Source organism: Citrobacter sp. Cf087, from assembly GCF_030334285.1.
GTDB lineage: Bacteria > Pseudomonadota > Gammaproteobacteria > Enterobacterales > Enterobacteriaceae > Citrobacter > Citrobacter freundii.
On record NZ_JAOWED010000028.1, the window covers coordinates 310,542 to 335,616 of the forward strand.

The window sequence follows — 25,075 nt, forward strand, 5'->3', positions numbered from 1 at the left end:
ACATACTCCGGTGACATAGGTGTGACTTAAGTCTGGTATAAATACCCAAAAACGAAAGGCGGAGGTTAAAAAACCTTAGCGGGCAGCTTCGTAAATCCGACGGCTGACCTCAAGCGTAATGTCCTGATGTTCGCCCAGTTTCGTACCGCCATGCGCTTGCAGTTTTTCCAGCAGCGCCGGGATGGAGCTACCGTCCAGACCGTAGTCAGACAGGCGAGTCGGTACGCCCATTTGTTCGAAGAAAGCGCGGGTTGCGGCAATGGCGGCGTCGATGCGCTGGTCATCGCTTCCTTCGGTGATATTCCAGATACGCTCTGCGTATTGCAGCAGTTTGGCACGCTTGGTATCACGTTTTTCATTCCACAGCGCTGGCAGAACGATGGCCAGTGTTTGAGCATGATCCAGACCGTGCATTGCAGTCAGTTCATGGCCCAGCATATGCGTTGCCCAGTCCTGCGGTACCCCTGCGCCAATCAGACCGTTCAGCGCCTGGGTTGCCGCCCACATGACGTTCGCACGCACGTTGTAGTTTTCCGGTTCCTGCAAGGCTTTCGGACCTTCTTCTACCAGTGTGAGCAGAATGCCTTCGGCAAAGCGATCCTGAATTTTCCCGTCGACCGGATAAGTCACATACTGCTCAACGGTATGAACGAACGCATCCACGACGCCGTTTGCAACCTGACGTGGCGGCAGGGTGTAGGTGTAAACCGGATCCAGTACGGCAAATACTGGCTGCACAAACGGGGTCATAAAGGCCAGTTTATCGCCGGTGGTTTTACGCGAAATTACCGCGCCGGAGTTAGATTCAGAGCCGGTTGCGGGCAGGGTTAATACGGAGCCCATCGGGATGGCGCTTGTTACGTCGTTGCCGTGGGTTTCCAGAATGCGCCATGGATCGATGCCGTCAGCGTACTGTGCAGCAGCCGCGATGAATTTGGTGCCGTCCAGCACGGAACCGCCGCCTACTGCCAGCAGAAACGTCACTTTCTCATCACGCACGATTTTTACCGCGTTCATCAGCGTTTCATAAGACGGATTTGGCTCGATACCGCCAAACTCCAGCACGTCCAGGCCTTTCAGCGCGTCCTGAACCTGTGCCAGGACACCTGTTTTTTTCACGCTGCCGCCGCCGTAAGTAACCAGTACGCGAGCGTCCTGAGGAATTTGATCGCGCAGCTCAGCAATCGCGCCTTTACCAAACAAAATACGTGTTGGGGTATGGAGATTAAAGTTGTTCATTGCTCGTTCCCTTTGGTGGGTAATAAAAGAGGGCAGGAGAGTGTCTGCCGGATGATGAACATTGTGGTCGCCCGCCGCGCTGCTCTCAATGCTCATTTCTGCCGATGTCTTGCCCATTTCTACAGACTGCTGGAGAAAACGGATAAATCTGCGCATTATGTCAGGGTCGAAAAACGATAATGAAATGGTGCCCCATGAACCGTGATGAGATCTGCCTTCTGCTGACAGATAAAATTAAGCATCTGAAAAACAATGAAAATAAACTTAGCGAACTGCTGCCAGATGTCCGCCTGCTACACGGTACGGAGCCGGCGGCGCGTACACCAGTCATGTATCAGCCAGGCATCATATTTCTCTTTTCGGGACATAAAATTGGTTACATTAATGAGCGCGTATTTCGCTATGACGCCAACGAATACCTGCTGCTAACCGTACCTTTACCCTTCGAATGTGAAACGTATGCGACGCCGGAGGTTCCTCTGGCCGGTATTTACCTGAATGTCGATATCCTGCAATTGCAGGAGCTGTTGATGGACATTGGGGAAGACGAGCTGTTCCAGCCCGCTATGGCTGCCAGTGGGATTAACTCTGCGACGCTCTCAGACGAAATTCTCTGTGCTGCTGAGCGCCTGCTGGATGTGATGGAGCGACCGCTGGATGCGCGTATTCTGGGGAAACAGATCATTCGCGAAATCCTCTACCATGTGCTGACCGGGCCGCGTGGTGGCGCGTTACTTGCGCTGGTAAGTCGCCAGACGCATTTCAGTTTGATAAGCCGGGTACTCAAGCGGATTGAAACCAAATACACCGAAAACCTCAATGTAGAACAGCTGGCGGCAGAGGCGAACATGAGCGTATCGGCGTTTCATCATAATTTTAAAGCGGTGACCAGTACCTCGCCGCTGCAATATCTGAAGAGCTATCGCCTGCATAAAGCACGGATGATGATGATCCACGATGGAATGAAGGCCAGTGCGGCTGCAATGCGCGTCGGCTATGAGAGCGCATCGCAATTCAGTCGGGACTTCAAACGTTTCTTTGGCGTAACGCCGGGGGAAGATGCGGCAAGAATTCGTATGATGCAGGGGAGTTGATTTCTTGTCGGCTTTAAAGCTAGCTGTGCGCCATCAATGAAATGCCGGAGTGACTCCGGCATACGGCTAATACTCAGGCGCTACAGTATTTTTTTTTAATCACCACGAACAGCGTTCCCAACAGACCTGCGGTTAACAGGGCAATTGGCAGGATCATTAAAAAGGTCATCACCTGATCTTCATGACGTTTGACGAACGGGATCATACTCAGCGCATAGCCGAAACTGGTAACGACGGTGACCCACAGCAGTCCGCTCAGCCAGTTAAAAAACTGGAACCGACGGTTAGGAAGCCCTGAAATGCCCGCCATCGTTGGCAGCAAGGTACGGACGAACGCCAGGAAACGCCCGGCAAGCAGCGCCATCAACCCGTGTTGGTCAAACATGCAGGTAGCGCGTTGATGGTATTTTTCAGGTAATTGCGCCAGCCAGCCTTTCACCGTGCGCGTGTTGCCCAGCCAGCGTCCCTGAATGTAGCTCAGCCAGCAGCCCAGACTGGCTGCGGCAGTCAGAATAGCTATGGTAGGTAAAAAACTCATCACGTCCTGAGCGATCAGCGCTCCTGCCAGTAATAACAGGCTGTCTCCGGGTAAAAAGGAGGCGGGCAGAAGGCCATTTTCTAAAAACAGTGTGGCGAACATGACGAAGTACACCACGCTCACAACGTGCGGATCCGCCAGTGCGGCAAAATCGTGTTGCCAGAGCGCGGAGACAATATCTTGAATGACTACCATGGACTTTCCTGTGGAACAGCGTTTATATGTGGATTGTACTCCTGAATTGCCCGGGATGCCTTGATCCCGGACGCAACAATTGCAGACTTTTCCACCAGAAGTGTCTGCATATATGTCCATCTGTGGCAATTTTACTCGATTCGGGCAAATCCTGCGGCCAAATCGGCAATCAGATCGTCAACATTCTCTAAACCGATATGCAAACGGATGAGCGTTCCGCTGAAGTCCACCTCGCCTTGCGGACGGATTGCCGCAATGTGTTCCGGCTGGTTGGCGAGAATCAGCGACTCAAAACCGCCCCAAGAGTAGGCCATGCTGAACAGGCTGAAGTGATCCAGATACGCGGCCAGCTCCTCATTATTGAGTTTCTTATTCAATACAAAGGAGAACAGGCCGCTGCTGCCGGTGAAATCACGCTTCCAGAATTCATGTCCTTTACTGCCGGGTAGTGCCGGGTGGTTCACGCGGGCGACCTGCGGATGGCTGGCCAGCCACTCGGCGACCTTTAAGCTGCTTTCATGGTGCTGACGCAGGCGTACACTCAGCGTACGCAGCCCACGGCTGGTCATATAGGCGGTATCGGCGTCCAGCATTTGCCCCATCAGATACGCATTTTCGCGAAGTTGATCCCAGCAGCGGGCATTAGATACCGCCGTTCCGACCATGCCGTCGGAATGGCCAATCAGATATTTGGTGCCTGCCTGAATAGAAATATCGATGCCAAAATCCAGCGCTTTGAACAGCACCCCGGCAGCCCAGGTGTTATCAATCATGATGATTGCGTCAGGTGCTACGCTTCTGACGGCGGCAACAATTGCCGGAACATCATGCACTTCCATGGTGACAGAGCCGGGCGACTCCAGAAATACGACTTTGGTGTTCGGCTGCATGTGCTTCACAATATCGGCGCCAATCAGCGGATCGAACCAGCCGGTGGACACGCCAAGCTTGCCGAGAATTTTGGTGCAGAAATCCTGACTGGGTTCATAGGCGGTATTGGTCATCAGCACATGATCGCCTTGCTCCACAAAAGCGAGGATGGTGTTGGCAACGGCAGCCGCACCGCAAGGGAACAAGGCGCAACCCGCGCCGCCTTCCAGTTCGCACATCGCTTCCTGCAGAGAGAAATGCGTCAGGGTTCCGCGACGTCCATAGAAAAGCGCACCGTTGGCACGGTTGTGTGTGGCCTGCTTTTTGGCCTCCACGGTGTCAAACACCAGCGAAGAAGCGCGCTGGATCACGCTATTTACCGAGCCCAGCGTGTATTTTTTACTGCGTCCTGCGTGAACGAGCTTGGTTTCAAGTTGCTTATCTGCCATGTTGTCTTACCTGTTTTTATACGTCTGGATGTCTAAACTACCATGAATCAAAGATGACGCATCCTGCAGAACGGTCATACAGTAGAAAATAATCTCAAAATGCTTCTGGTGACTTTTTTACTGCGTAAGCGCAAGGAAAAGAAACCAAAGGTGCGGCAATATGTAAATAGTAATGAGAACGACTATCAATTCGACGTCTTTTTGATATCATTACGCTCAGATTTTGTGATTTGCGTCCTGGAGATACAGAGTGGGTAATAATTTGATGCAGACGGATCTTTCCGTCTGGGGTATGTATCAGCACGCCGATATCGTGGTTAAGTGCGTGATGATTGGGCTGATTTTGGCGTCAGTGGTCACCTGGGCTATCTTCTTTAGTAAGAGCCTTGAGTTCTTTACTCAGAAACGCCGCCTTAAGCGTGAACAGCAACTGCTGGCGGAAGCCCGCTCTTTAGATCAGGCAAGTGAGATTGCCGCAGGATTCGATGGCAAAAGCCTGGGCGCACAGTTGATTAACGAAGCGCAAAACGAGCTGGAACTGTCAGAAGGCAGTGACGATAACGAAGGCATTAAAGAGCGTACCGGCTTCCGTCTGGAGCGTCGTGTGGCGGCGGTAGGTCGTCATATGGGACGTGGTAACGGATACCTGGCCACCATCGGGGCTATCTCTCCATTCGTCGGTCTGTTCGGTACCGTATGGGGCATCATGAATAGCTTCATCGGGATTGCACAAACTCAAACGACCAACCTGGCCGTTGTTGCGCCGGGTATCGCAGAAGCGCTGTTAGCGACCGCAATTGGTCTGGTCGCAGCAATTCCAGCGGTTGTTATCTACAACATTTTCGCACGTCAGATTGGCAGCTATAAAGCGATGCTGGGTGACGTCGCGGCACAGGTGCTGTTACTGCAAAGTCGCGATCTGGACCTGAACGCAAGCGCATCCGCGCATCCGGTACGTGCAGCGCAGAAATTACGTGTAGGATAATGTTCCATGGCAATGAGCTTTAATGAAAACCTGGACGATAACGGTGAAATGCATGAAATCAACGTGACGCCGTTTATCGACGTTATGTTGGTTTTATTGATCATTTTTATGGTGGCCGCACCGTTAGCAACGGTGGATGTGAAAGTGAATCTTCCTGCCTCCACCAGCACGCCGCAGCCGCGTCCGGAAAAACCGGTTTACCTGTCTGTTAAAGCCGATAAAAGTATGTTTATTGGCAACAATCAGGTGACGGATGACACCATGATTAGCGAGTTAAATGCACTGACAGATGGGAAGAAAGACACCACCATTTTCTTCCGGGCAGATAAAACCGTTGATTATGAGACCATGATGAAGGTTATGGATACGCTGCATCAGGCGGGCTTCCTGAAGATTGGTCTGGTTGGCGAAGAGACTGTGAAAGCGAAGTAATCCTCCTCATTGCCGGGTAATGGTTGCCGCCTTACCCGGCGTGCCTCTCCTGATTCAACTCTCTCGCATACCTGTTCTTATCTGTTCTCGTCTAACGCGACCGTGGTTGTCCTGGTGGGTTCGTAGTTCCCTTCAGACAGCTTTCGTGTCAGGCGTAAGGTGGCTGTTTCCCGCGCGAGTATATGCTGGTAGGTGCTTTCCAGTCGGGCCATGATTTTGTCCCGCAGTTCTGGTTGCTGCTCCATAATGGCTTCGATCGCGGCACCGTAGATCTCTTCTTTAGCCTGTAGCGTGTAAATTTCACGCCGATTTTGCCATTTCATCCGCACCAGTGCAGCGGGAATAGAGACTATCTCCTGAGCAACGCTTTCCAGCGTCGCGTTTTTATTGGCAATCAACACGGCTAAATTTTGCTTTAAGACAAACTCATCGCTTTTATGGTTATCTAAAGCCAAATAAACATTGTTATCCTCAACATCTTTCATTCTATTTCTCTTCCAGAGAATAAAAAATAGGGGCGCTGGTTTCACGCGTAATTAAATTAAGCCAAATTTTGTTGCCCTGTTCATTTATGATGGCTGTTTTTTGAGTCAAAATTTTACTTAATTCTTGTGCGTTAATATCGCCTTCTGCTTGTAGTGAATTGAGCAGGCGAGAGAATGACTCAATTTTTGCTGCACGAAACAGACGCTCTTTTAAATGACGGTCGCACTCTTCAAATAGCATATTTCGTGACTGACCGGTAACCGTTGAGCTAATCAAAATATCGGATTCGTAATCGCTTAATGTTCTCTTTCCCTGAGTCAAATTTTCACTATTATCTACGGGGTTGGTATTGGTAGCGGGGCTGGATAAGTGAAAGTGCGAGGGAACAAGATGCTCGGGAAGCATGTTGAAATATCCTTTGATGCCAATGATATGTTGTTTTAAATAAACCAGGCCGCGTTGACAATAGCATGGCGTAATTTTAAAATCAAAAAAAATGGAGCCAGTATATGAACAGTATATTTTATTCTGTTATTACCCTGCTATTGCTGACCTGCGGGGTACTTTTGTTAATGCGCAGTGCAAATAAAAACCGACATGCCGAAAATGGGCACTCTGAAAACCAGCCGGAAATGCTGAGTAAAGAAGAAGGCGAGGACCATTTCTCGGTATTGATGAATTCGATTACGCCAGTCTGGTATTGGCGCGTTAATCACGAATATATCGATTTTATCCACTCCACGATCAAGCGGATGACAATGGTGGAGTTGAATGAGACACCTGGATTATTTGATGCGCAGCGGCGTTGTAGCGATCTCAACTCTGCGGTGTATAAATATTACGACAATATTAAAAAGCGCTGTTTGAACGGTGAGAAGGTCCCGCATGCCGACCTGGACGTGCTCAACCTGCGTCAGTGTTTCAGGGAGTTCAGTCTGGAGGCTTATCCCGCGCTTGTCGCGCTGGTGTGGCCGGAGTATCAACGCCCGGAGATCAAAGCGGAAGAGGTGTGAAGGGGACTGTTTGGCCCGTATTACGTGCCGGGGAGGCTAACGCTGCCACCCGGCACGATGTTACATACGGCTATTTGTCAGATGAGGCCTGCCACAGGTTCAGCTTACCGTCCGCGACGTGCTTATCGATCTGCGCCAGTTCTTCGGTGCTGAACGTCAGGTTCGCCAACGCCTGAACGTTTTCCTCCAGTTGCTCCGGTCGACTGGCGCCAATTAATACCGAAGTCACCCGGTTGTCTTTTAGCAGCCAGCTTAAGGCCATTTGCGCCATCGACTGTCCACGATGTTGCGCCATCTCATTGAGCAACCGCAGGCTGTTAAGATTCTCTTCCGTCAGCATATTTTCCGTCAGCCCACGAACTTTTTTCCCTTCACGCTGCATGCGTGAACCTTCCGGAATGCCGTTGAGGTATTTCCCCGTCAGTAGTCCCTGAGCCAGTGGCGTAAAGGCGATGCAGCCCATGCCATTGGATTCCAGCGTATCCAGCAGGCCGCTGCTGTCTACCCAGCGGTTAAGCAGGTTGTAAGACGGCTGGTGGATCAGCAGGGGAATTTTCCATTCTCGCATCAGCTCGGCCATTTTTTGCGTACGCTCTGGCGAATAGGATGAGATGCCGACATACAGCGCTTTGCCGCTCTGTACGGCGTGGGCCAGGGCTGAGGCGGTCTCTTCCATTGGCGTATTTTCGTCGACGCGGTGCGAGTAGAAGATATCGACATAGTCGAGGCCCATGCGTTTCAGGCTCTGATCGAGGCTGGCGAGCAGGTATTTGCGCGAACCGCCAGAACCGTATGGCCCTGGCCACATGTCATAGCCTGCCTTGGTGGAGATAATCAGTTCATCGCGATAGTGTGCAAAATCCTCGCGCAGTAATCGGCCAAAATTCTCTTCTGCGCTGCCTGGTGGCGGCCCATAGTTATTGGCTAAATCAAAATGCGTGATGCCTAAATCAAATGCTTTACGCAACAGGGCTCGCTGTGAATCCAGCGCCTGAACGTGCCCAAAACTGTGCCATAAACCCAGCGATAGCGCGGGTAAGCGCAAACCGCTGCGCCCACAGTAGCGATAGAGCATCTGCTCGTAACGTTCAGGATTGGCAAACCAGGCCATGAGATCTCCTTAGTGCAGGTGAATTTCGAAACAACGTTTCTATTCTAGCGGGTTCACGGTGAATATCCCGTTCACCAGGTCACACTGAGATGAAAAACTGGGCAAAAACAGGTCACTGTGCTTTGCTTAAAAAAACATCAATCAGGAGTGCGACGATGCCGCGTTTGACTGCCAAAGATTTTCCGCAAGAACTGCTCGACTACTATGACTATTACGCTCATGGCAAAATAACGAAACGCGAGTTTCTCAATATGGCAGCGAAATATGCAGTGGGTGGCATGACGGCATTGGCCTTATTCAATTTATTGAAACCCAACTACGCTCTCGCAACGCAGGTAGAATTTACCGATCCCGATATTCTGGCGGAATATATTACCTATCCCTCGCCTGAAGGACATGGTGATGTGCGGGGGTATTTGGTTAAACCTACGAAGGTGACGGGGAAAGTTCCGTCGGTGGTGGTAGTGCATGAGAATCGTGGGCTGAATCCGTATATTGAAGATGTGGCGCGACGGGTGGCGAAGGCGGGCTTTATGGCACTCGCGCCTGATGGGTTAAGTTCGGTAGGGGGATATCCAGGCAATGATGATAAAGGTCGGGAATTGCAGCAGCAGGTTGACCCCGTAAAGTTAATGAACGACTTTTTTGCCGCCATTGAATTTATGCAGCATTATTCAGGGACGACAGGAAAGGTAGGTATCACCGGATTTTGCTATGGTGGTGGTGTGTCGAATGCCGCAGCTGTGGCTTTCCCTGAACTGGCCTGTGCGGTGCCTTTTTATGGGCGTCAGGTTCCTGCATCAGATGTCCCTAAAATAAGCGCGCCTTTATTACTGCACTATGCGCAATTAGATACCCGAATTAATGAGGGATGGCCTGCATATGAAGCGGCGCTAAAGGCGAATAAGAAAGTCTATGAAGCATATATCTACCCCGGTGTTAATCATGGCTTTCACAATGATTCTACCCCCCGTTATGATAAAGCTACCGCTGATTTAGCCTGGGAACGTACTCTTGCGTGGTTTGACAAATATTTGCGATAGAAAACAATAGATTATTTAATGCTTTTAATTAATTACCTGAATAATAATGCTACCTAATTTCATTAGCATTCATATTGATATAGGGGGGAGAGATAGTGGATGTACTTAAGAAAGTAAAAAAATAAAGAACGCATTATATCTTCTCTACTGCCTGCCGATAACAAGGATAAGTATCGCCTGATGGCGAATTCCTCATCAACGGCAAGGAAATTATTATGCGTTTGCTGAAAAACTTCACTATTCGTATTGTCATGTTGGCAATACTGGGACTTTTCTGCCTGCTCTGGTCGGGCGTGGGTTTATTCAGTCTTCATTCGTTATCAAAAATATCTGAAGGCAATGATATTGACCGCCATCTTGTCCATCAGATGACGGTTCTCAGTCAGGGTAACGATCAGTACTTTCGCTTCGTAACGCGCCTAAGTCGCGCCATGGATGTCAAAATGAGCGGCGGAACGCCTGATTTTGCGCCGGCGCAGCAGTCCCTGGAGAATATGAGTAAAAAACTCCAGGAGATGAAAACATTGTCTCCAGGCCCCATGGATCCGGAAGTTGCCGCGGCGGTACTGACGAAGTGGCAGGCGCTGCTGGACAATGGCGTGATCCCGCAAATGCAGTTGGCAAAGCAGGGCACGCTCACGGCCTTTGCGGAACATGCCAGTACCATAACGCCAGCGCTGAGCCGTGAATTTGGCGCCAGTGCCGAACGTTTTAACGCCACGGCAGGAGAGCGGCTTGATACCACCCGCGTGATGGTCGATGGCAAAACGTCTATCATCCGGACGTTAATTATTACTGCCGTTATCCTCGGTATTGCCCTACTGTTCTTTACCGACCGTTACCTCGTCGCCATGATGGTGAAACCTCTGGGACGCATCCGTCAGCAGTTCCAGCAGATTGCGCAGGGCGATCTCAGCCATCCCATTGAAGATTTTGGTCGTAACTGTGTGGGTCAACTGGTGCCGTTACTGTGCGCGATGCAGGACAGCCTGCGCGAAGCCGTCAGTACCATCCGTTCAGGTAGTGACAACATCTGGCGAGGGGCGACGGAAATTTCCACCGGTAATAACGATCTCTCCTCACGTACTGAAGAGCAGGCCGCGGCGCTGGAAGAGACCGCTGCCAGCATGGAGCAACTGACCGCAACGGTAAAACTGAACGCTGAAAATGCGCGTGAAGCCAGCCAGCTTGCCGATACGGCCACAGAAACGGCAGGTAAAGGGAGCACGCTGGTTTCAGAAGTGGTTGAGACGATGGATGGTATTGCCGCCAGCTCTAAACAGATCGCGGAAATCACGTCAGTTATTAACAGTATTGCTTTTCAGACCAATATTCTGGCGCTGAACGCCGCAGTTGAAGCTGCCAGGGCAGGCGAGCAGGGGCGCGGTTTTGCCGTCGTTGCCGGTGAAGTACGCAACCTTGCCAGTCGCAGCGCCGGAGCGGCGAAAGAGATTGAGACGCTAATTGGCGAGTCATCGCGTCGTGTCGACCAGGGGGCTCGTCTGGTTAAAGAAACGGGATTAACCATGGAGGCAATTCTGCGCGGCGCCACCGAAGTTACGGTCATCATGAAGCAAATTGCCTCAGCCTCGGAAGAGCAGAATAAGGGCATCTCGCAGGTGAGCGTGGCGATCACGCAGATGGACAGCGTAACGCAACAGAACGCTGCATTGGTAGAGCAAGTCTCCGCCGCTGCCGTGGCGTTGGAACGCCAAACAGAGGAACTGCAACGCTCGGTGCAACAGTTCCGCCTCTCAGCGAATGATGTGCAATACGCCGCTGCTAATACTGCTTCCCCTTCAGCAGACAGCAAAACGTCTGCGGCAGCTAAAACGGATGAATGGGTGTCCTTTTAAGCTGGCATAAAAAGTTCGTGATACCTCTGGTCTTTGCTCAAAAAATCGCTATATAATTTATTATATAGCGATTGGAGGTTATGCATGGACAACCATTTTGGAAAAGGCCTGATGGCCGGATTAAACGCCTCAAGTGCGGACAGCGCACGCTCAGTGGCGAATTTTTGTGCGGATTATAAGCGTGGTTTTGTGTTGGGATTTTCACATCGCATGTTTGAAAAAACGGGCGATCGACAGCTTAGCGCGTGGGAAGCGGGCATCCTCACGCGTCGCTATGGACTGGATAAAGAGATGGTTATGGATTTCTTTAGAGAGAATCAATCCAGTACAACAATTCGTTTTTTCATGGCTGGCTATCGACTCGAAGCTTGATCCGAAAGGGGTATTATCTTGCTTTAATTAATTACACTATTGACCTACGCCTTCGTTTTGTTGCTCCGTCGAAGTATTATAATGCACATAACCATATAAAAAGTGTGGTAATGGCGCGCCGATCGCAATATGCAACATGCGAATGGTGCAAAATAAAAGCCAGGTCTTCGCAACGGAATAACTATAAAATGACTGGAGATAACTCTCTCATCAATTCGAGCGGCATTAATCGCCGTGATTTCATGAAGCTTTGTGCAGCACTGGCCGCTACCATGGGGCTCAGTAGCAAAGCCGCCGCAGAAATGGCCGAATCAGTTTCTCGTCCTCAGCGCCCACCGGTTATCTGGATTGGTGCCCAGGAGTGTACGGGTTGTACTGAATCGCTGCTTCGCGCGACACACCCTACAGTGGAAAACCTCGTTCTGGAGACAATCTCTCTGGAATACCATGAGGTGCTCTCTGCCGCCTTCGGCCATCAGGTTGAAGAGAACAAACATAACGCTCTGGAGAAGTACAAAGGGCAATATGTTCTGGTAGTAGATGGATCTATCCCACTGAAAGATAATGGTATTTACTGCATGGTTGCCGGTGAGCCGATCGTGGATCACATCCGCCGGGCCGCAGAAGGCGCAGCCGCTATCATTGCCATCGGCTCTTGCGCGGCGTGGGGTGGTGTTGCTGCCGCTGGCGTTAACCCAACGGGTGCCGTCGGCCTGCAAGAAGTTCTGCCAGGCAAAACCATCATCAACATCCCCGGCTGTCCGCCGAACCCGCATAACTTCCTCGCAACGGTCGCGCATATCATCACTTACGGTAAGCCGCCGAAGCTGGATACCAAAAACCGTCCGACATTCGCCTATGGCCGTTTGATTCACGAGCACTGCGAACGTCGCCCGCACTTCGATGCTGGTCGTTTTGCGAAAGAGTTTGGCGATGAAGGCCACCGTGAAGGTTGGTGCCTCTACCATCTGGGCTGTAAAGGGCCAGAAACCTACGGCAACTGTTCAACGCTGCAATTCTGCGACGTTGGCGGCGTGTGGCCGGTGGCTATTGGTCACCCTTGCTACGGCTGCAACGAAGAAGGCGTCGGTTTCCATAAAGGTATTCACCAGCTTGCTCATGTGGAAAACCAAACGCCGCGTTCCGAGAAGCCTGACGTCAATATGAAAGAAGGCGGTAATGTATCTGCCGGAGCGATTGGACTGCTGGGTGGCGTAGTAGGACTGGTTGCCGGCGTCAGCGTGATGGCGGTACGTGAACTGGGGCGTCAGCAAAAGAAAGATAACGCTGACTCACGGGGAGAATAACCGTGAACAGACGTAACTTTATTAAAGCAGCCTCCAGCGGGGCATTGCTGTTGGGCGCAGCGCCGTCCATCAGTCATGCGGCTGCAGAAAACCGTCCGCCGATCCCGGGTTCTCTTGGGATGCTCTATGACTCGACGCTGTGCGTAGGCTGCCAGGCCTGTGTCACCAAGTGTCAGGATATCAACTTCCCGGCCCGTAACCCGGAAGGCGAGCAAACCTGGTCGAACAACGACAAACTGTCTCCGTATACCAATAACATCATCCAGGTGTGGCGTAGCGGAACAGGCGTGAACAAAGACCAGGAAGAAAATGGCTACGCATACATCAAGAAACAGTGCATGCACTGTGTTGATCCGAACTGCGTTTCCGTTTGCCCGGTCTCCGCGCTGAAGAAAGATCCGAAAACCGGCATCGTCCATTATGACAAAGACGTCTGCACGGGCTGTCGTTACTGCATGGTCGCCTGCCCGTACAACGTGCCTAAGTACGACTACAACAACCCGTTTGGTGCGCTTCACAAATGTGAACTGTGTAACCAGAAAGGCGTTGAGCGTCTGGACAAAGGCGGTTTGCCGGGTTGTGTTGAAGTGTGCCCAGCCGGTGCGGTGATTTTTGGTACTCGTGAAGAGTTGATGGCTGAGGCGAAAAAACGTCTCGCGCTGAAGCCTGGCAGCGAATACCACTATCCGCGTCAAACGGTGAAAGCAGGCGATACCTATCTGCATACGGTACCGAAGTACTACCCACACCTGTACGGTGAGAAAGAAGGTGGTGGTACACAGGTTATGGTGCTGACGGGTGTTCCTTACGAGGATTTGGATCTGCCGAAGCTGGATGATCTTTCAACTGGTGCGCGTTCCGAACATGTTCAACATTCCCTGTACAAGGGCATGATATTACCCCTGGCTGCGCTGGCGGGCTTAACCGTGCTGGTTCGTCGTAACACGAAAAACGACCATCACGATGGAGGAGACGATCATGAGTCATGATCCTAAACCGCTGGGCGGAAAAATAATCAGCAAACCGGTCATTATTTTTGGGCCGCTTATCGTCCTGTGTATGCTCCTGATCGTGAAACGTCTGGTCTTCGGACTGGGCTCAGTCTCCGATCTGAACGGCGGTTTCCCATGGGGTGTATGGATCGCGTTTGACCTGTTGATTGGTACTGGCTTTGCGTGCGGCGGTTGGGCGCTGGCGTGGGCGGTGTATGTTTTCAACAGAGGACAATACCATCCGCTGGTACGTCCGGCGCTGTTGGCGAGCCTGTTTGGCTACTCGCTGGGTGGTCTGTCAATCACCATCGACGTCGGTCGTTACTGGAACCTGCCGTATTTCTACATTCCGGGTCACTTCAACGTGAATTCGGTACTGTTCGAAACGGCGGTCTGTATGACCATCTATATCGGCATCATGGCGCTGGAATTTGCTCCGGCTCTGTTTGAACGTCTGGGGTGGAAAGTTTCTCTCAAGCGTTTGAATAAAGTGATGTTCTTTGTTATTGCCCTCGGCGCGCTGCTGCCAACCATGCACCAGTCTTCAATGGGTTCATTGATGATTTCTGCGGGTTATAAGGTGCATCCGCTTTGGCAAGCTTATGAAATGTTGCCGCTTTTCTCGGTATTAACCGCCTTTATTATGGGCTTCTCGATCGTCATCTTTGAAGGCTCACTGGTACAAGCGGGTCTGAAAGGTAACGGTCCGGACGAGAAAAGTTTGTTCATCAAGCTGACGAACACCATCAGCGTGCTGCTGGCGATTTTCGTGGTTCTGCGCTTTGGCGAACTGATCTATCGCGACAAGCTGTCGTATGCGTTTGCAGGCGATTTCTACTCAGCCATGTTCTGGCTTGAGGTCGTGCTGATGGTCTTCCCGCTGGTGGTGCTGCGCGTCACTAAGCTGCGTAATGACTCGCGCATGCTGTATCTGTCTGCGCTGAGCGCATTGCTGGGTTGTGCAACATGGCGTCTGTCCTATTCGCTGGTGGCGTTCAATCCTGGTGGTGGCTACCACTACTTCCCGACCTGGGAAGAACTGTTGATTTCTATTGGTTTTGTGGCTATTGAGATTTGTGCATACATCGTACTCATTCGTCTACTGCCGATACTTCCTCCTTTAAAACAAAACGATCAAAATCGTCATGAGGCGAGCAAAGCATGAGCCAGAGAATTACTATTGATCCGGTAACCCGTATTGAGGGTCATTTACGCATCGACTGCGAAATCGAAAATGGCGTGGTATCTAAAGCATGGGCTTCCGGTACCATGTGGCGCGGCATGGAAGAGATCGTGAAAAACCGCGATCCGCGCGATGCCTGGATGATTGTGCAGCGTATCTGTGGCGTTTGTACGACCACTCACGCTATCTCTTCCGTTCGTGCAGCAGAAAGTGCGCTGAATATTGATGTTCCGGTGAACGCACAGTATATCCGTAACATCATTCTGGCCGCGCACACCACGCATGACCATATTGTTCACTTCTATCAGCTGTCTGCGCTGGACTGGGTGGATATCACCTCTGCCCTGAAAGCTGACCCAGCGAAAGCATCTGCCATGCTGAACGGCGTGTCCTCCTGGCACCTGAACAGCGCAGAAGAGTTCACCAAGGTTCAGAACAAGATCAAAGATCTTGTTGCCAGCGGTCAGTTAGGCATTTTTGCTAACGGTTGCTGGGGTCACCCGGCAATGCAACTGCCGCCGGAAGTGAACCTGATTGCGGTCGCTCACTATCTGCAGGCGCTGGAATGCCAGCGTGATGCCAACCGCGTTGTGGCGCTGTTGGGCGGTAAAACGCCGCACATCCAGAACCTGGCGGTAGGTGGGGTTGCTAACCCGATTAACCTCGACGGTCTTGGCGTGCTGAACCTTGAGCGTCTGATGTACATCAAGTCTTTCATTGATAAGCTGAGCGACTTCGTTGAGCAGGTTTACAAGGTTGATACCGCGGTCATTGCTGCGTTCTACCCTGAATGGCTGGAACGTGGTCAGGGCGCGGTTAACTACCTGAGCGCGCCGGAATTCCCGACTGACGGTAAAAACGGCAGCTTCCTGTTCCCGGGTGGTTACATTACTAATGAAGATCTGTCGACCTATCGTCCGATTACCTCTCACTCCGATGAGTACCTGATCAAAGGGATTCAGGAGAGTGCGAAACACGCGTGGTACAAAGACGAAGCGCCGCAGGCTCCGTGGGAAGGTACAACGGTTCCTGATTACACCGGTTGGTCAGATGACGGCAAGTACTCCTGGGTTAAAGCACCGACCTTCTACGGTAAAACGGTTGAAGTGGGTCCGCTGGCCAACATGCTGTGTAAACTGGCGGCCAAACGTGAGTCTACTCATGCCAAGCTGAATGAAATCATCGCGATTTACACCAAGCTGACCGGTAAAACTATCGAAGTGTCTCAGCTGCACTCTACGCTGGGTCGTATTATTGGCCGTACCGTTCACTGCTGTGAACTGCAGAACGTTCTGCAGGATCAGTACAACGCGCTGATCGTGAACATCGGTAAAGGCGACCACACCACCTTCGTGAAACCGGATATTCCGGCAACGGGCGAATTCAAAGGTGTTGGTTTCCTCGAAGCGCCACGCGGTATGCTGTCTCACTGGATGGTGATTAAAGATGGCATTATCAGCAACTACCAGGCGGTTGTACCGTCAACCTGGAACTCTGGCCCACGTAACTTTAATGATGAAGTGGGACCGTATGAGCGCTCGCTGGTAGGTACGCCGATTGCCGATCCAAACAAACCGCTGGAAGTGGTTCGTACCATTCACTCCTTCGATCCTTGTATGTCATGTGCGGTGCATGTGGTGGACGTTGACGGGAACGAAGTGGTCTCAGTTAAGGTTCTGTAATGCGGATATTAGTCTTAGGGGTCGGCAATATTTTGCTGACCGACGAAGCCATCGGAGTACGTATCGTTGAGGCATTAGAGCAACGGTACATCCTGCCAGACTTTGTTGATGTTCTGGACGGTGGTACGGCTGGGATGGAGCTTCTCGGCGATATGGCGAACAGAGATCATCTGATCATTGCTGACGCCATTGTGTCGAAGAAAAACACGCCAGGAACGATGATGGTCCTGCGGGATGAAGAGATCCCGGCGCTGTTTACCAACAAAATCTCACCGCACCAGCTTGGCCTGGCCGACGTTTTGTCGGCCCTGCGTTTCACCGGCGAGTTTCCGAAAAAGCTGACGTTAGTCGGCATTATTCCGGAATCACTGGAGCCGCATATCGGGCTAACGCCAACGGTCGAAGCGATGATTGAACCTGCGCTTGAGCAGGTTCTTGCTGCGCTTCGCGAATCAGGTGTTGAAGCGATCCCTCGGGAGGCGGCTCATGTCTGAGGAGTTTGTCGGTTTTCAGACGGCCCCGAAGATGCAGATTCAGGCAGCGTTTGAAGAGGTTGCCCGGCGTTCGATGCACGATCTCTCTTTCTTGCACCCGAATATGCCGGTATATGTCTCTGATTTTACGCTGTTTGAAGGGCAGTGGACGGGGTGTGTTATCACACCCTGGATGCTCAGCGCACTGATTTTCCCTGGACCAGACCAGGTCTGGCCGGTACGTAAAGTCAGCGAAAAAATCGGGCTGCGTCTGCCGTATGGCGAGATGACCTTTACCGTTGGTGAACTGGAGGGCGTATCACAATACCTTTCCTGTTCACTGATGTCGCCGCTTTCGCACAGCATGTCTGCGCAAGAAGGTGTGCGCCTGACTGACGATTGTGCGCGAATGCTGTTATCGCTGCCGGTGAGCGATCCAAATGCGCCGCAGCTCAATCGCCGCGCGCTGCTGCTGGGTCGTCGGAACTGCGAAAATGCATGAGCTGTCCCTTTGTCAGAGCGCGGTTGAGATTGTTCAACAGCAGGCAGAGCAGCACGGTGTCAAACGTGTAACCGGCGTTTGGCTGGAAATCGGGGCGCTCTCCTGCGTTGAAGAGAGCGCCGTGCGTTTCAGTTTCGACATCGTCTGTCAGGGGACGCTGGCGCAAGGGTGTGAGCTGCATATTGATTACAAGCCAGCCCAGGCATGGTGCTGGGATTGCAGTCAGGTTGTGGAAATCACCCAGCATGATGCGCAGTGTCCACATTGTCAGGGGGATCGTCTGCGAGTTGATGCGGGCGATTCACTGAAAGTGAAAAGTATTGAAGTCGAATAACCCATAGGTTGCTATGGGGCGGAGTCAGATATGTGTATTGGAGTCCCTGGTCAGGTTCTGGCCGTTGGTGAAGATATTCACCAGCTTGCGCAGGTTGAAGTGTGCGGCATCAAACGTGATGTCAATATTGCCCTGATTTGTGAAGGTGATACGGCTGAGCTGGTCGGGCAATGGGTGCTGGTGCACGTAGGGTTCGCCATGAGCATCATTGATGAAGATGAAGCTAAAGCCACGTTAGACGCACTTCGCCGTATGGAGTACGACGTCACCAGCGCGTGATTTTGTGCCGGATGGCGGCGCAAACGCCTTATCCGACCTACGGCATGACATCTTTGTAGGCCTGATAAGACGCCCCGGCGTCGCCATCAGGCATTTTAAGCCTGGCGCTTATCTTCGGTATTGGTATCGAAGTCGCTGGCGTCATGGCGTTCATGAAGCTGCTCGTTCAGCGGTCCGTTGGTACGGTTAACAATACGACCACGCTTAACCGCCGGACGCGACGCAATCTCTTTTGCCCAGCGCTGCACGTGCTTGTAGCTTCCTGCATCAAGGAACTCTGCCGCGTCGTACACGTTACCCAGAACCACATTGCCAAACCACGGCCAGACTGCCATATCGGCAATGGTGTATTCATCTCCGGCGACAAACTGATGCTGCGCTAACTGTTTATCCAACACGTCAAGTAAGCGCTTGGCTTCCATGGTGAAGCGGTTAATCGCGTATTCAATTTTAACCGGCGCATAATTATAGAAGTGACCAAAGCCACCGCCGAGGAACGGGGCAGCACCCTGTAACCAGAACAACCAGTTTAGCGTTTCAGTACGTTTTGCCAAATCCTGCGGCAAGAAATAACCATATTTTTCCGCCAGATAGAGTAGGATTGCACCAGATTCGAATACGCGAACCGGTGGGTTTTGCGAGTGGTCACGCAGAGCTGGGATCTTCGAGTTCGGATTCACCTCAACAAAGCCGCTGGAAAACTGATCGCCATCGCCGATGCGGATAATCCAGGCATCGTATTCCGCGCCCTTCACGCCCTGCGCCAGCAACTCCTCCAGCATAATCGTCACTTTCTGCCCGTTTGGCGTACCCAGCGAATAGAGCTGCAGCGGATGCTTGCCAACCGGCAGCGTTTTCTCGTGTGTAGCGCCGGAAATAGGGCGGTTGATATTGGCGAATGCGCCGCCGTTCGATTTTTCCCACGTCCAGACTTTCGCGGGCTGATAGGTATTGTCTGACATAGTGACCTGCCTTCTGAGTGGTTGTTTGATGCAGTGTAGCAGCAAGGTAGAACTCAATTTAACAGATTGGGACTTTATGCCGTTTTGTGCTGAAAGGGGAAGATAAATCTAACCCGTTCATTGTACCTGGCCCGTACTCCATGAAGAGGAAATCTTTGTTGCACGGAAATTGCTACCGTATTCACCATCAAAAATTGGCGGTGAATAAGCAGTAATAATGAAAAAGGGTGTTCCAGGAGTAAGCGGTTATCAGGGCCCGGCGGGTGGGTGGGGCGCGGTAAAAGCCGTCACTGCTTCGCTGTTTTCGCAAAAGGCTGTCGCCCGCGACATTATCGCGATGTTTAAAATGAACCAGGTGAAAGGATTCGACTGTCCGGGCTGTGCATGGCCGGACCCTGGCCATCGGGCACCGATGGAGCTGTGCGAAAATGGCGTTAAGGCGGTCTCCTGGGAGACAACCAACAAGAAAGCGTCACCGGAATTTTTCAGCCGTCACCCGGTTTCCACACTCTGGCATTACAGCGATTATGAGCTGGAAAACATCGGTCGTTTGACGCATCCAATGAAATACGATGCCGCATCAGACACATGGCAGGCGGTGGATTGGGATATCGCCTTCCAGGAAATCGGCGAGCGTCTGCGCAGTTATGATTCAGCCCAGCAGGTTGAGTTTTACACCTCCGGCAGAACGTCAAATGAGGCAGCGTTCCTGTATCAGCTGTTTGCCCGCGAATATGGCAGCAGCAACTTCCCTGATTGCTCAAACATGTGCCACGGACCGACCAGCGCAGGGCTAACGCCGGCCATTGGCCTTGGAAAAGGAACCGTTGAACTTGAGGACTTTGACCACTGCGATCTGGTGATTTGTATCGGGCATAACCCTGGCACTAACCATCCGCGCATGCTGACCACCTTACGCGACGTTGCCAAACGCGGGGCTAAAATTATCTCCATTAATCCGCTGAACGAAAGGGGGCTTGAGCGCTTTAGCTTCCCGCAAAGCGCGAAAGAGATGTTCACCGGTCAGGCGACGGCGCTGAGCAACGACTACTACCAGGTAAAAATTGGCGGTGACGCTTCGCTGCTCAAAGGCATCATGAAAGCGCTAATCGAAATGGACGAAGCGCGGATCTTATTGGATCAGCAGCCGACGCTTGATCATGCGTTTATCGAAGAGCATACCGCTGGATATGCCGCGTTGTATGATGACTTACGCCAGCGTAGCTGGGCGGAGCTGGAACAGGACTCGGGTCTGACGCGCAGTCAGATGGAAGATCTGGCGCACAGCTACAGTAAATCCCGCGCCACGATTGTTTGTTACGGCCTGGGCATCACCCAGCATAAAAACGGCACTGAGAACGTCCAGCAACTGGTAAACCTGCTGCTGCTGAAAGGCAATATAGGTAAGCCTGGGGCGGGGATCTGCCCGTTGCGCGGTCATTCTAATGTGCAGGGCGATCGTTCTGTGGGAATCAACGAAGCGGCGTCCGAAGATTTCCTGCAACGCCTTGAGACGTATTTTTCTATCCGTGTTCCGCGCAAACATGGTCGTTCCAGCGTGGAGAGTATTCGGGCCATCGAGCGGGGCGATGCAAAAGCGCTCATCTGCATGGGTGGCAATCTGGCGGTGGCGATGCCCCAGCCGCAGCGTACCTTTGCGGCGATGAAAAATCTGGATCTGCAGGTCCATGTGGCGACCAAACTGAACAGATCGCACCTGCTGCTGGCAAAACACAACTATTTGCTCCCCGCGTTGGGTAGAACCGAGCGCGATCTGCAAGCTACGGGCATTCAGCCTGTGACTGTCGAAGACTCGATGTCGATGGTCCACGCGTCCTGTGGCGCGCTGAAGCCGGCTTCCCGCTGGCTAAAATCCGAGCCCGCGATTGTGGCGGGCATGGCGCGCGCAACGCTGCCGCTTTCGCCGGTAAACTGGGAAGCGTTGACCGGGGACTACGCGCTGATCCGTAATGCCATTGAAGCCGTGATCCCGGCGTTCCACGACTACAACGCCCGTATTGCTGAACCGGGCGGATTTCGTATGGATACGCCTGCTTCGCGCCGTGAATGGCGAACGGAGAATGGCAAAGCCAACTTTATCGTCAGCCATCAGCGGGCGGTAGAGCGGGAAAATCAGCCTGCCGATACGCTGATACTGGCGACGCTACGCAGCCACGATCAGTACAACACCACGATTTATGGTATGAACGATCGCTATCGTGGCATTACCGGCCGTCGGGATGTGGTGTTTTTAAGCGCCGAAGAAGCGATGAGGCGCGGTCTGAGCCAGGGTGATGTGGTCAACGTTCAGGCGCTGGACGACAACGGTCAGCCCTGCGCGGATCGCATCATGTACGGTTTAACGGTGGTGATTTACAACATGGCGGCGGGCTCAATTGGCGCGTATCTGCCTGAAGCGAATGTCCTGCTGTCGCTGGACGCGGTGGACACACAAAGTTTGACTCCGGCCTATAAAAGCGTGCCGGTAATCCTTACCCAGGCATAGTTCCTGCTGTGAATTTTTCGCCTCTGAGCGCCAGTCGCTGCGTTGAGGTGTATGATGATGTCAACCTCTGTCCGGTTAGTGTCGCAGAGCAGGCAATCAGAGCGAAAAATTCACGCCAACCTGCTCAGGCTGTATTGTTTTGAGGTAAGGTGCATGAGCAAAGGAACGACCAGTCAGGATGCCCCATTCGGGACATTATTGGGCTACGCCCCAGGCGGCGTAGCAATCTACTCTTCAGATTACAGCTCCCTTGACCCACGGGACTACGACGATGATGCGGCATTTCGCAGCTATATCGACGACGAATACATGGGCCACAAATGGCAGTGCGTAGAGTTCGCACGCCGCTTTCTTTTCCTAAACTATGGTGTGGTCTTCACCGATGTAGGCATGGCCTGGGAGATTTTCTCCTTACGCTTCCTGCGTGAAGTGGTAAATGACAATATTCTGCCGTTACAAGCATTTCCCAATGGTTCACCCCGCGCACCGGTAGCAGGCGCGTTGCTTATCTGGCAAAAAGGCGGCGAATTTAAAGACACCGGCCATGTGGCGGTCGTCACCCAGTTGCTGGAAAACAAAATCCGTATTGCCGAACAGAACGTGCTCCATACGCCGCTGCCTCCCGGACAGCAGTGGACCCGTGAACTGGAGATGGTGGTTGAAAACGGTTGCTACACCCTGCGGGATACCTTTGACGACACCACCATCCTTGGCTGGATGATCCAGACCGAGGATACCCGTTACAGCCTGCCGCAGCCGGAGATCGCCAGTGACTCGCTGAAAATTGGCGGCGCGCGACTGGAAGATAACGGGCAGTTTGACGGTAAATGGCTGGATGAACAGGATCCGCTGCAAAAAGCCTACGTGCTGGCGAATGGGCATGTGATTAATCAGGATCCGCATCAGTACTTCACCATTACCGAAAGTGCCGAACAGGAGCTGATCAAAGCCACTAACGAGCTGCACCTGATGTACTTGCACGCGACCGACAAGGTGCTGAAAGACGATAACTTACTGGCGCTGTTCGATATTCCGAAAATCCTCTGGCCGCGCCTGCGCCTTTCCTGGCAGCGTCGTCGGCATCATATGATTACGGGTCGTATGGATTTCTGTATGGATGAACGCGGACTGAAGGTGTATGAGTACAACGCCGATTCCGCATCGTGCCATACCGAAGCCGGTTTGATTCTCGAAAGATGGGCTGAGCGGGGCTACACAGGGCAGGGACACAATCCGGCTGAAGGGTTGATCAACGAACTGGCGGGTGCCTGGAAGCACAGCCGCGCACGTCCGTTTGTCCACATCATGCAGGATAAGGATATCGAAGAAAACTATCACGCGCAGTTTATGCAGCAGGCGCTGCGTCAGGCCGGGTTTGACAGCAAAATTCTGCGTGGCCTCGATGAGCTACGTTGGGATGATGCTGGTCAACTGATTGACGGTGACGGTCGCCTGGTGAACTGTGTCTGGAAAACCTGGGCGTGGGAAACCGCGATTGAGCAGGTGCGAGAGGTCAGCGAAACAGAGTACGCCGCGGTACCAATTCGTACCGGGCATACGAATCAGGAAGTGCGTTTAATCGACGTGTTGCTGCGCCCGGAAGTGCTGGTCTTCGAACCTCTGTGGACGGTGATCCCAGGCAACAAAGCGATATTGCCAATCCTCTGGCAGCTTTTCCCGCACCACCGCTATCTGCTTGATACCGATTTCACTGTTAATGAAGAGCTGGCACAAACCGGTTATGCGGTGAAACCCATTGCAGGACGTTGTGGCAGCAACATCGATCTGGTGAGTCATCAGGAAGAGCTACTGGATAAAACCAGCGGTAAGTTTGCCGAGCAGAAGAACATTTATCAGCAGCTTTGGTGTCTGCCAAACATTGCCGGTAAATATATTCAGGTTTGTACCTTCACCGTAGGCGGTAACTACGGCGGTACCTGCCTGCGCGGCGATGAATCACTGGTGATTAAAAAAGAGAGCGATATCGAACCGCTGATTGTGGTGAAGGAATAATCGCAACCCCCTGTGGTGGTGATGTTACTACCACGGGGTTATTTGATGGGAATAATTTTAGAAATACTCCAAAGCAAAAACCCGCCTTTTGGGCGGGTTCTTTGAATAGTGGTGCCCGGACTCGGAATCGAACCAAGGACACGGGGATTTTCAATCCCCTGCTCTACCGACTGAGCTATCCGGGCAACGAGGCGCATTAAACCCGATTCACTTCGTTTCGTCAACGAAATTTCTTCAAATCAATGCAGACTGCACAATCTATCACCACATTGTTGCTATTGCACGCATTCTCAGGCAAAAAAAGCTGTCCACGCTGCGGAAAGCGGCATTGCCAGTAGAAGGGCAGGAAGCATATTCACCACCGCAAACATTTTAATGCCGCAAATCCGCAAACCGGTTGCAAGTAGCAGCAGTCCGCCTACAGCGCTGAAATCGGCCATCATGGCTGGGGTTGTCAGCGGTAAAATCAGAGCTGCACAGGTGGCAAGCGTCAACTGAATTGCCAGCATCGGTATGAAAATGGCAGACACGGCGATCCCTAGCGAGCAGGCGAAGATAATAGCGGTGAAGAAATCGAGAAATGACTTGGCGATTAAAATATTAGGATCGCCGGTCATCCCTTCATGGATCGCCCCGAATATCCCGGTCCCGCTGGCGCAAAACAACACGATGATCGCCACATAGCTTTGGATAAAGGATTCGTGTGTTGCATTGGCATCCGATTTGGTGAAAAGCTGTTGCGCTTTGGCAACCGCGGCATTGATTCCTTTTTCCAGATGGCAGAATTCGCCAATTAATGCACCGATCAGTGTCGCCAGAACCATCACCGGCAAGTTAACGCATTTGATAACCAACAAGATACCAATTCCCAACGAGCACAACCCGAATATTGAGGTCATTGAGATCCGAATACGTTCGGGTAAGTGCTGACTGAGCAGCGCGCCGAGAACACCGCCTAATAAAATGGCGCTGGCATTAATAAAGGGTCCGATTACCACGTTTGCTCCTGCATACCCATTATCGTCTTGATGTTAAAGGCAACTGTTTGGGTGAAATTATGTTTCAGATTGCATTATTATGCCGCTATTGTCAGACGAAATGCTTGTTTATCTGTGAGGTTTAAGCACAGGATTTTATCTTGCGCCAGTAGGTGAAAGGT

The 25,075-nt window shown here is 52.0% G+C and carries 25 protein-coding genes and 1 tRNA gene; 17 read left to right on the plus strand and 9 right to left on the minus strand.

The window, feature by feature from the left end; all coding sequences use genetic code 11:
• Positions 1-75: 75 nt before the first annotated feature.
• Positions 76-1,239, minus strand: coding sequence for an alcohol dehydrogenase (yqhD, locus tag OGV57_RS09950; RefSeq protein WP_003838168.1), 1,164 nt, complete (start codon positions 1,237-1,239; stop codon positions 76-78).
• 194 nt (positions 1,240-1,433) lie between these two features.
• Between yqhD and OGV57_RS09955 the strand changes: the two genes are divergently transcribed.
• The gene (locus tag OGV57_RS09955; RefSeq protein WP_054528783.1) at positions 1,434-2,333 is read left to right on the plus strand and encodes an AraC family transcriptional regulator; all 900 of its coding nucleotides are present in this window, start codon (positions 1,434-1,436) and stop codon (positions 2,331-2,333) included.
• Between the two features lie 73 nt (positions 2,334-2,406).
• Here OGV57_RS09955 and yghB read toward each other — a convergent pair whose 3' ends face one another.
• Together yghB and metC are read right to left on the minus strand one after the other, a co-directional pair.
• Positions 2,407-3,066: a DedA family general envelope maintenance protein YghB gene (gene yghB / locus OGV57_RS09960; protein WP_003024510.1), complete on the minus strand. Its 660-nt coding sequence runs from the start codon at positions 3,064-3,066 to the stop codon at positions 2,407-2,409.
• A gap of 131 nt (positions 3,067-3,197) precedes the next feature.
• Positions 3,198-4,385 (minus strand): cystathionine beta-lyase, encoded by a 1,188-nt coding sequence (gene metC / locus OGV57_RS09965; RefSeq protein WP_003024509.1) that lies wholly within the window; start codon positions 4,383-4,385, stop codon positions 3,198-3,200.
• A gap of 250 nt (positions 4,386-4,635) precedes the next feature.
• Here metC and exbB point away from each other — a divergent pair, with 250 nt between their 5' ends.
• The gene (exbB, locus tag OGV57_RS09970) at positions 4,636-5,370 is read left to right on the plus strand and encodes a tol-pal system-associated acyl-CoA thioesterase (protein WP_003024507.1); all 735 of its coding nucleotides are present in this window, start codon (positions 4,636-4,638) and stop codon (positions 5,368-5,370) included.
• A 6-nt stretch (positions 5,371-5,376) separates the two neighbouring features.
• The gene (exbD, locus tag OGV57_RS09975) at positions 5,377-5,802 is read left to right on the plus strand and encodes a TonB system transport protein ExbD (RefSeq protein WP_003024505.1); all 426 of its coding nucleotides are present in this window, start codon (positions 5,377-5,379) and stop codon (positions 5,800-5,802) included.
• Positions 5,803-5,879: 77 nt separating this feature from the next.
• Here the strand turns inward: exbD and OGV57_RS09980 are convergent, their stop codons facing one another.
• On the minus strand, positions 5,880-6,287 hold the full coding sequence (locus OGV57_RS09980) for a hypothetical protein (protein ID WP_003024504.1): 408 nt from the start codon (positions 6,285-6,287) through the stop codon (positions 5,880-5,882).
• Position 6,288: 1 nt separating this feature from the next.
• Positions 6,289-6,693 (minus strand): hypothetical protein, encoded by a 405-nt coding sequence (locus OGV57_RS09985; protein ID WP_054528782.1) that lies wholly within the window; start codon positions 6,691-6,693, stop codon positions 6,289-6,291.
• Between the two features lie 104 nt (positions 6,694-6,797).
• Here OGV57_RS09985 and OGV57_RS09990 point away from each other — a divergent pair, with 104 nt between their 5' ends.
• Positions 6,798-7,301 carry an ESA_00282 family adhesion-associated protein gene (locus tag OGV57_RS09990; protein ID WP_048218593.1) on the plus strand — a complete coding sequence of 168 codons (504 nt, stop codon included), beginning with the start codon at positions 6,798-6,800 and terminating at the stop codon, positions 7,299-7,301.
• Positions 7,302-7,371: 70 nt separating this feature from the next.
• Here the strand turns inward: OGV57_RS09990 and OGV57_RS09995 are convergent, their stop codons facing one another.
• Positions 7,372-8,412 (minus strand): aldo/keto reductase, encoded by a 1,041-nt coding sequence (locus OGV57_RS09995; RefSeq protein WP_054528781.1) that lies wholly within the window; start codon positions 8,410-8,412, stop codon positions 7,372-7,374.
• 155 nt (positions 8,413-8,567) lie between these two features.
• On the opposite strand from OGV57_RS09995, the gene yghX reads away from it, so the two are divergent.
• From yghX to hybG, 11 genes are all read left to right on the plus strand, one after another.
• Positions 8,568-9,455 carry a YghX family hydrolase gene (gene yghX / locus OGV57_RS10000; RefSeq protein ID WP_003024495.1) on the plus strand — a complete coding sequence of 296 codons (888 nt, stop codon included), beginning with the start codon at positions 8,568-8,570 and terminating at the stop codon, positions 9,453-9,455.
• 215 nt (positions 9,456-9,670) lie between these two features.
• The gene (locus tag OGV57_RS10005; protein ID WP_003024493.1) at positions 9,671-11,311 is read left to right on the plus strand and encodes a methyl-accepting chemotaxis protein; all 1,641 of its coding nucleotides are present in this window, start codon (positions 9,671-9,673) and stop codon (positions 11,309-11,311) included.
• An 84-nt stretch (positions 11,312-11,395) separates the two neighbouring features.
• Entirely contained in the window at positions 11,396-11,683 is a 288-nt protein-coding gene (locus OGV57_RS10010; protein ID WP_003838189.1) for a DUF2623 family protein, read from the plus strand.
• Positions 11,684-11,871: 188 nt separating this feature from the next.
• Positions 11,872-12,990, plus strand: coding sequence for a hydrogenase 2 small subunit (gene hybO / locus OGV57_RS10015; protein WP_003024486.1), 1,119 nt, complete (start codon positions 11,872-11,874; stop codon positions 12,988-12,990).
• 2 nt (positions 12,991-12,992) lie between these two features.
• The gene (gene hybA, locus OGV57_RS10020) at positions 12,993-13,979 is read left to right on the plus strand and encodes a hydrogenase 2 operon protein HybA (protein WP_003828357.1); all 987 of its coding nucleotides are present in this window, start codon (positions 12,993-12,995) and stop codon (positions 13,977-13,979) included.
• Complete coding sequence (gene hybB / locus OGV57_RS10025) at positions 13,969-15,147, plus strand: Ni/Fe-hydrogenase cytochrome b subunit (RefSeq protein ID WP_003024479.1); 1,179 nt, start codon at positions 13,969-13,971, stop codon at positions 15,145-15,147. Before hybA ends, hybB begins: the two co-directional genes overlap by 11 nt.
• A complete protein-coding gene (gene hybC / locus OGV57_RS10030; RefSeq protein WP_003024476.1) occupies positions 15,144-16,847 on the plus strand; it encodes a hydrogenase 2 large subunit in 1,704 nt (567 codons plus the stop codon). Before hybB ends, hybC begins: the two co-directional genes overlap by 4 nt.
• The gene (locus OGV57_RS10035; protein WP_003024473.1) at positions 16,847-17,341 is read left to right on the plus strand and encodes a HyaD/HybD family hydrogenase maturation endopeptidase; all 495 of its coding nucleotides are present in this window, start codon (positions 16,847-16,849) and stop codon (positions 17,339-17,341) included. The genes hybC and OGV57_RS10035 overlap by 1 nt, the downstream gene beginning before the upstream one ends.
• Positions 17,334-17,822, plus strand: coding sequence for a hydrogenase-2 assembly chaperone (gene hybE / locus OGV57_RS10040; protein WP_003024465.1), 489 nt, complete (start codon positions 17,334-17,336; stop codon positions 17,820-17,822). The genes OGV57_RS10035 and hybE overlap by 8 nt, the downstream gene beginning before the upstream one ends.
• Positions 17,815-18,156 carry a hydrogenase maturation nickel metallochaperone HypA gene (gene hypA, locus OGV57_RS10045; protein WP_003024462.1) on the plus strand — a complete coding sequence of 114 codons (342 nt, stop codon included), beginning with the start codon at positions 17,815-17,817 and terminating at the stop codon, positions 18,154-18,156. Before hybE ends, hypA begins: the two co-directional genes overlap by 8 nt.
• 30 nt (positions 18,157-18,186) lie before the next feature.
• Positions 18,187-18,435 (plus strand): hydrogenase maturation factor HybG, encoded by a 249-nt coding sequence (gene hybG, locus OGV57_RS10050; RefSeq protein WP_003024459.1) that lies wholly within the window; start codon positions 18,187-18,189, stop codon positions 18,433-18,435.
• Positions 18,436-18,530: 95 nt separating this feature from the next.
• On the opposite strand, the gene yghU is transcribed toward hybG, so the two are convergent.
• Entirely contained in the window at positions 18,531-19,397 is an 867-nt protein-coding gene (gene yghU, locus OGV57_RS10055) for a glutathione-dependent disulfide-bond oxidoreductase (protein WP_054528780.1), read from the minus strand.
• Positions 19,398-19,614: 217 nt separating this feature from the next.
• Here yghU and OGV57_RS10060 point away from each other — a divergent pair, with 217 nt between their 5' ends.
• Together OGV57_RS10060 and gss are read left to right on the plus strand one after the other, a co-directional pair.
• The gene (locus OGV57_RS10060) at positions 19,615-21,903 is read left to right on the plus strand and encodes an FdhF/YdeP family oxidoreductase (RefSeq protein ID WP_054528779.1); all 2,289 of its coding nucleotides are present in this window, start codon (positions 19,615-19,617) and stop codon (positions 21,901-21,903) included.
• Between the two features lie 153 nt (positions 21,904-22,056).
• Positions 22,057-23,916: a bifunctional glutathionylspermidine amidase/synthase gene (gene gss, locus OGV57_RS10065; RefSeq protein WP_003838200.1), complete on the plus strand. Its 1,860-nt coding sequence runs from the start codon at positions 22,057-22,059 to the stop codon at positions 23,914-23,916.
• Positions 23,917-24,025: 109 nt separating this feature from the next.
• Here the strand turns inward: gss and OGV57_RS10070 are convergent.
• Both OGV57_RS10070 and OGV57_RS10075 read right to left on the minus strand, forming a co-directional pair.
• Positions 24,026-24,101, minus strand: a tRNA-Phe gene (locus OGV57_RS10070).
• Positions 24,102-24,206: 105 nt separating this feature from the next.
• Complete coding sequence (locus OGV57_RS10075) at positions 24,207-24,914, minus strand: DUF554 domain-containing protein (protein WP_003838201.1); 708 nt, start codon at positions 24,912-24,914, stop codon at positions 24,207-24,209.
• Between the last annotated feature and the right edge of the window lie 161 nt (positions 24,915-25,075).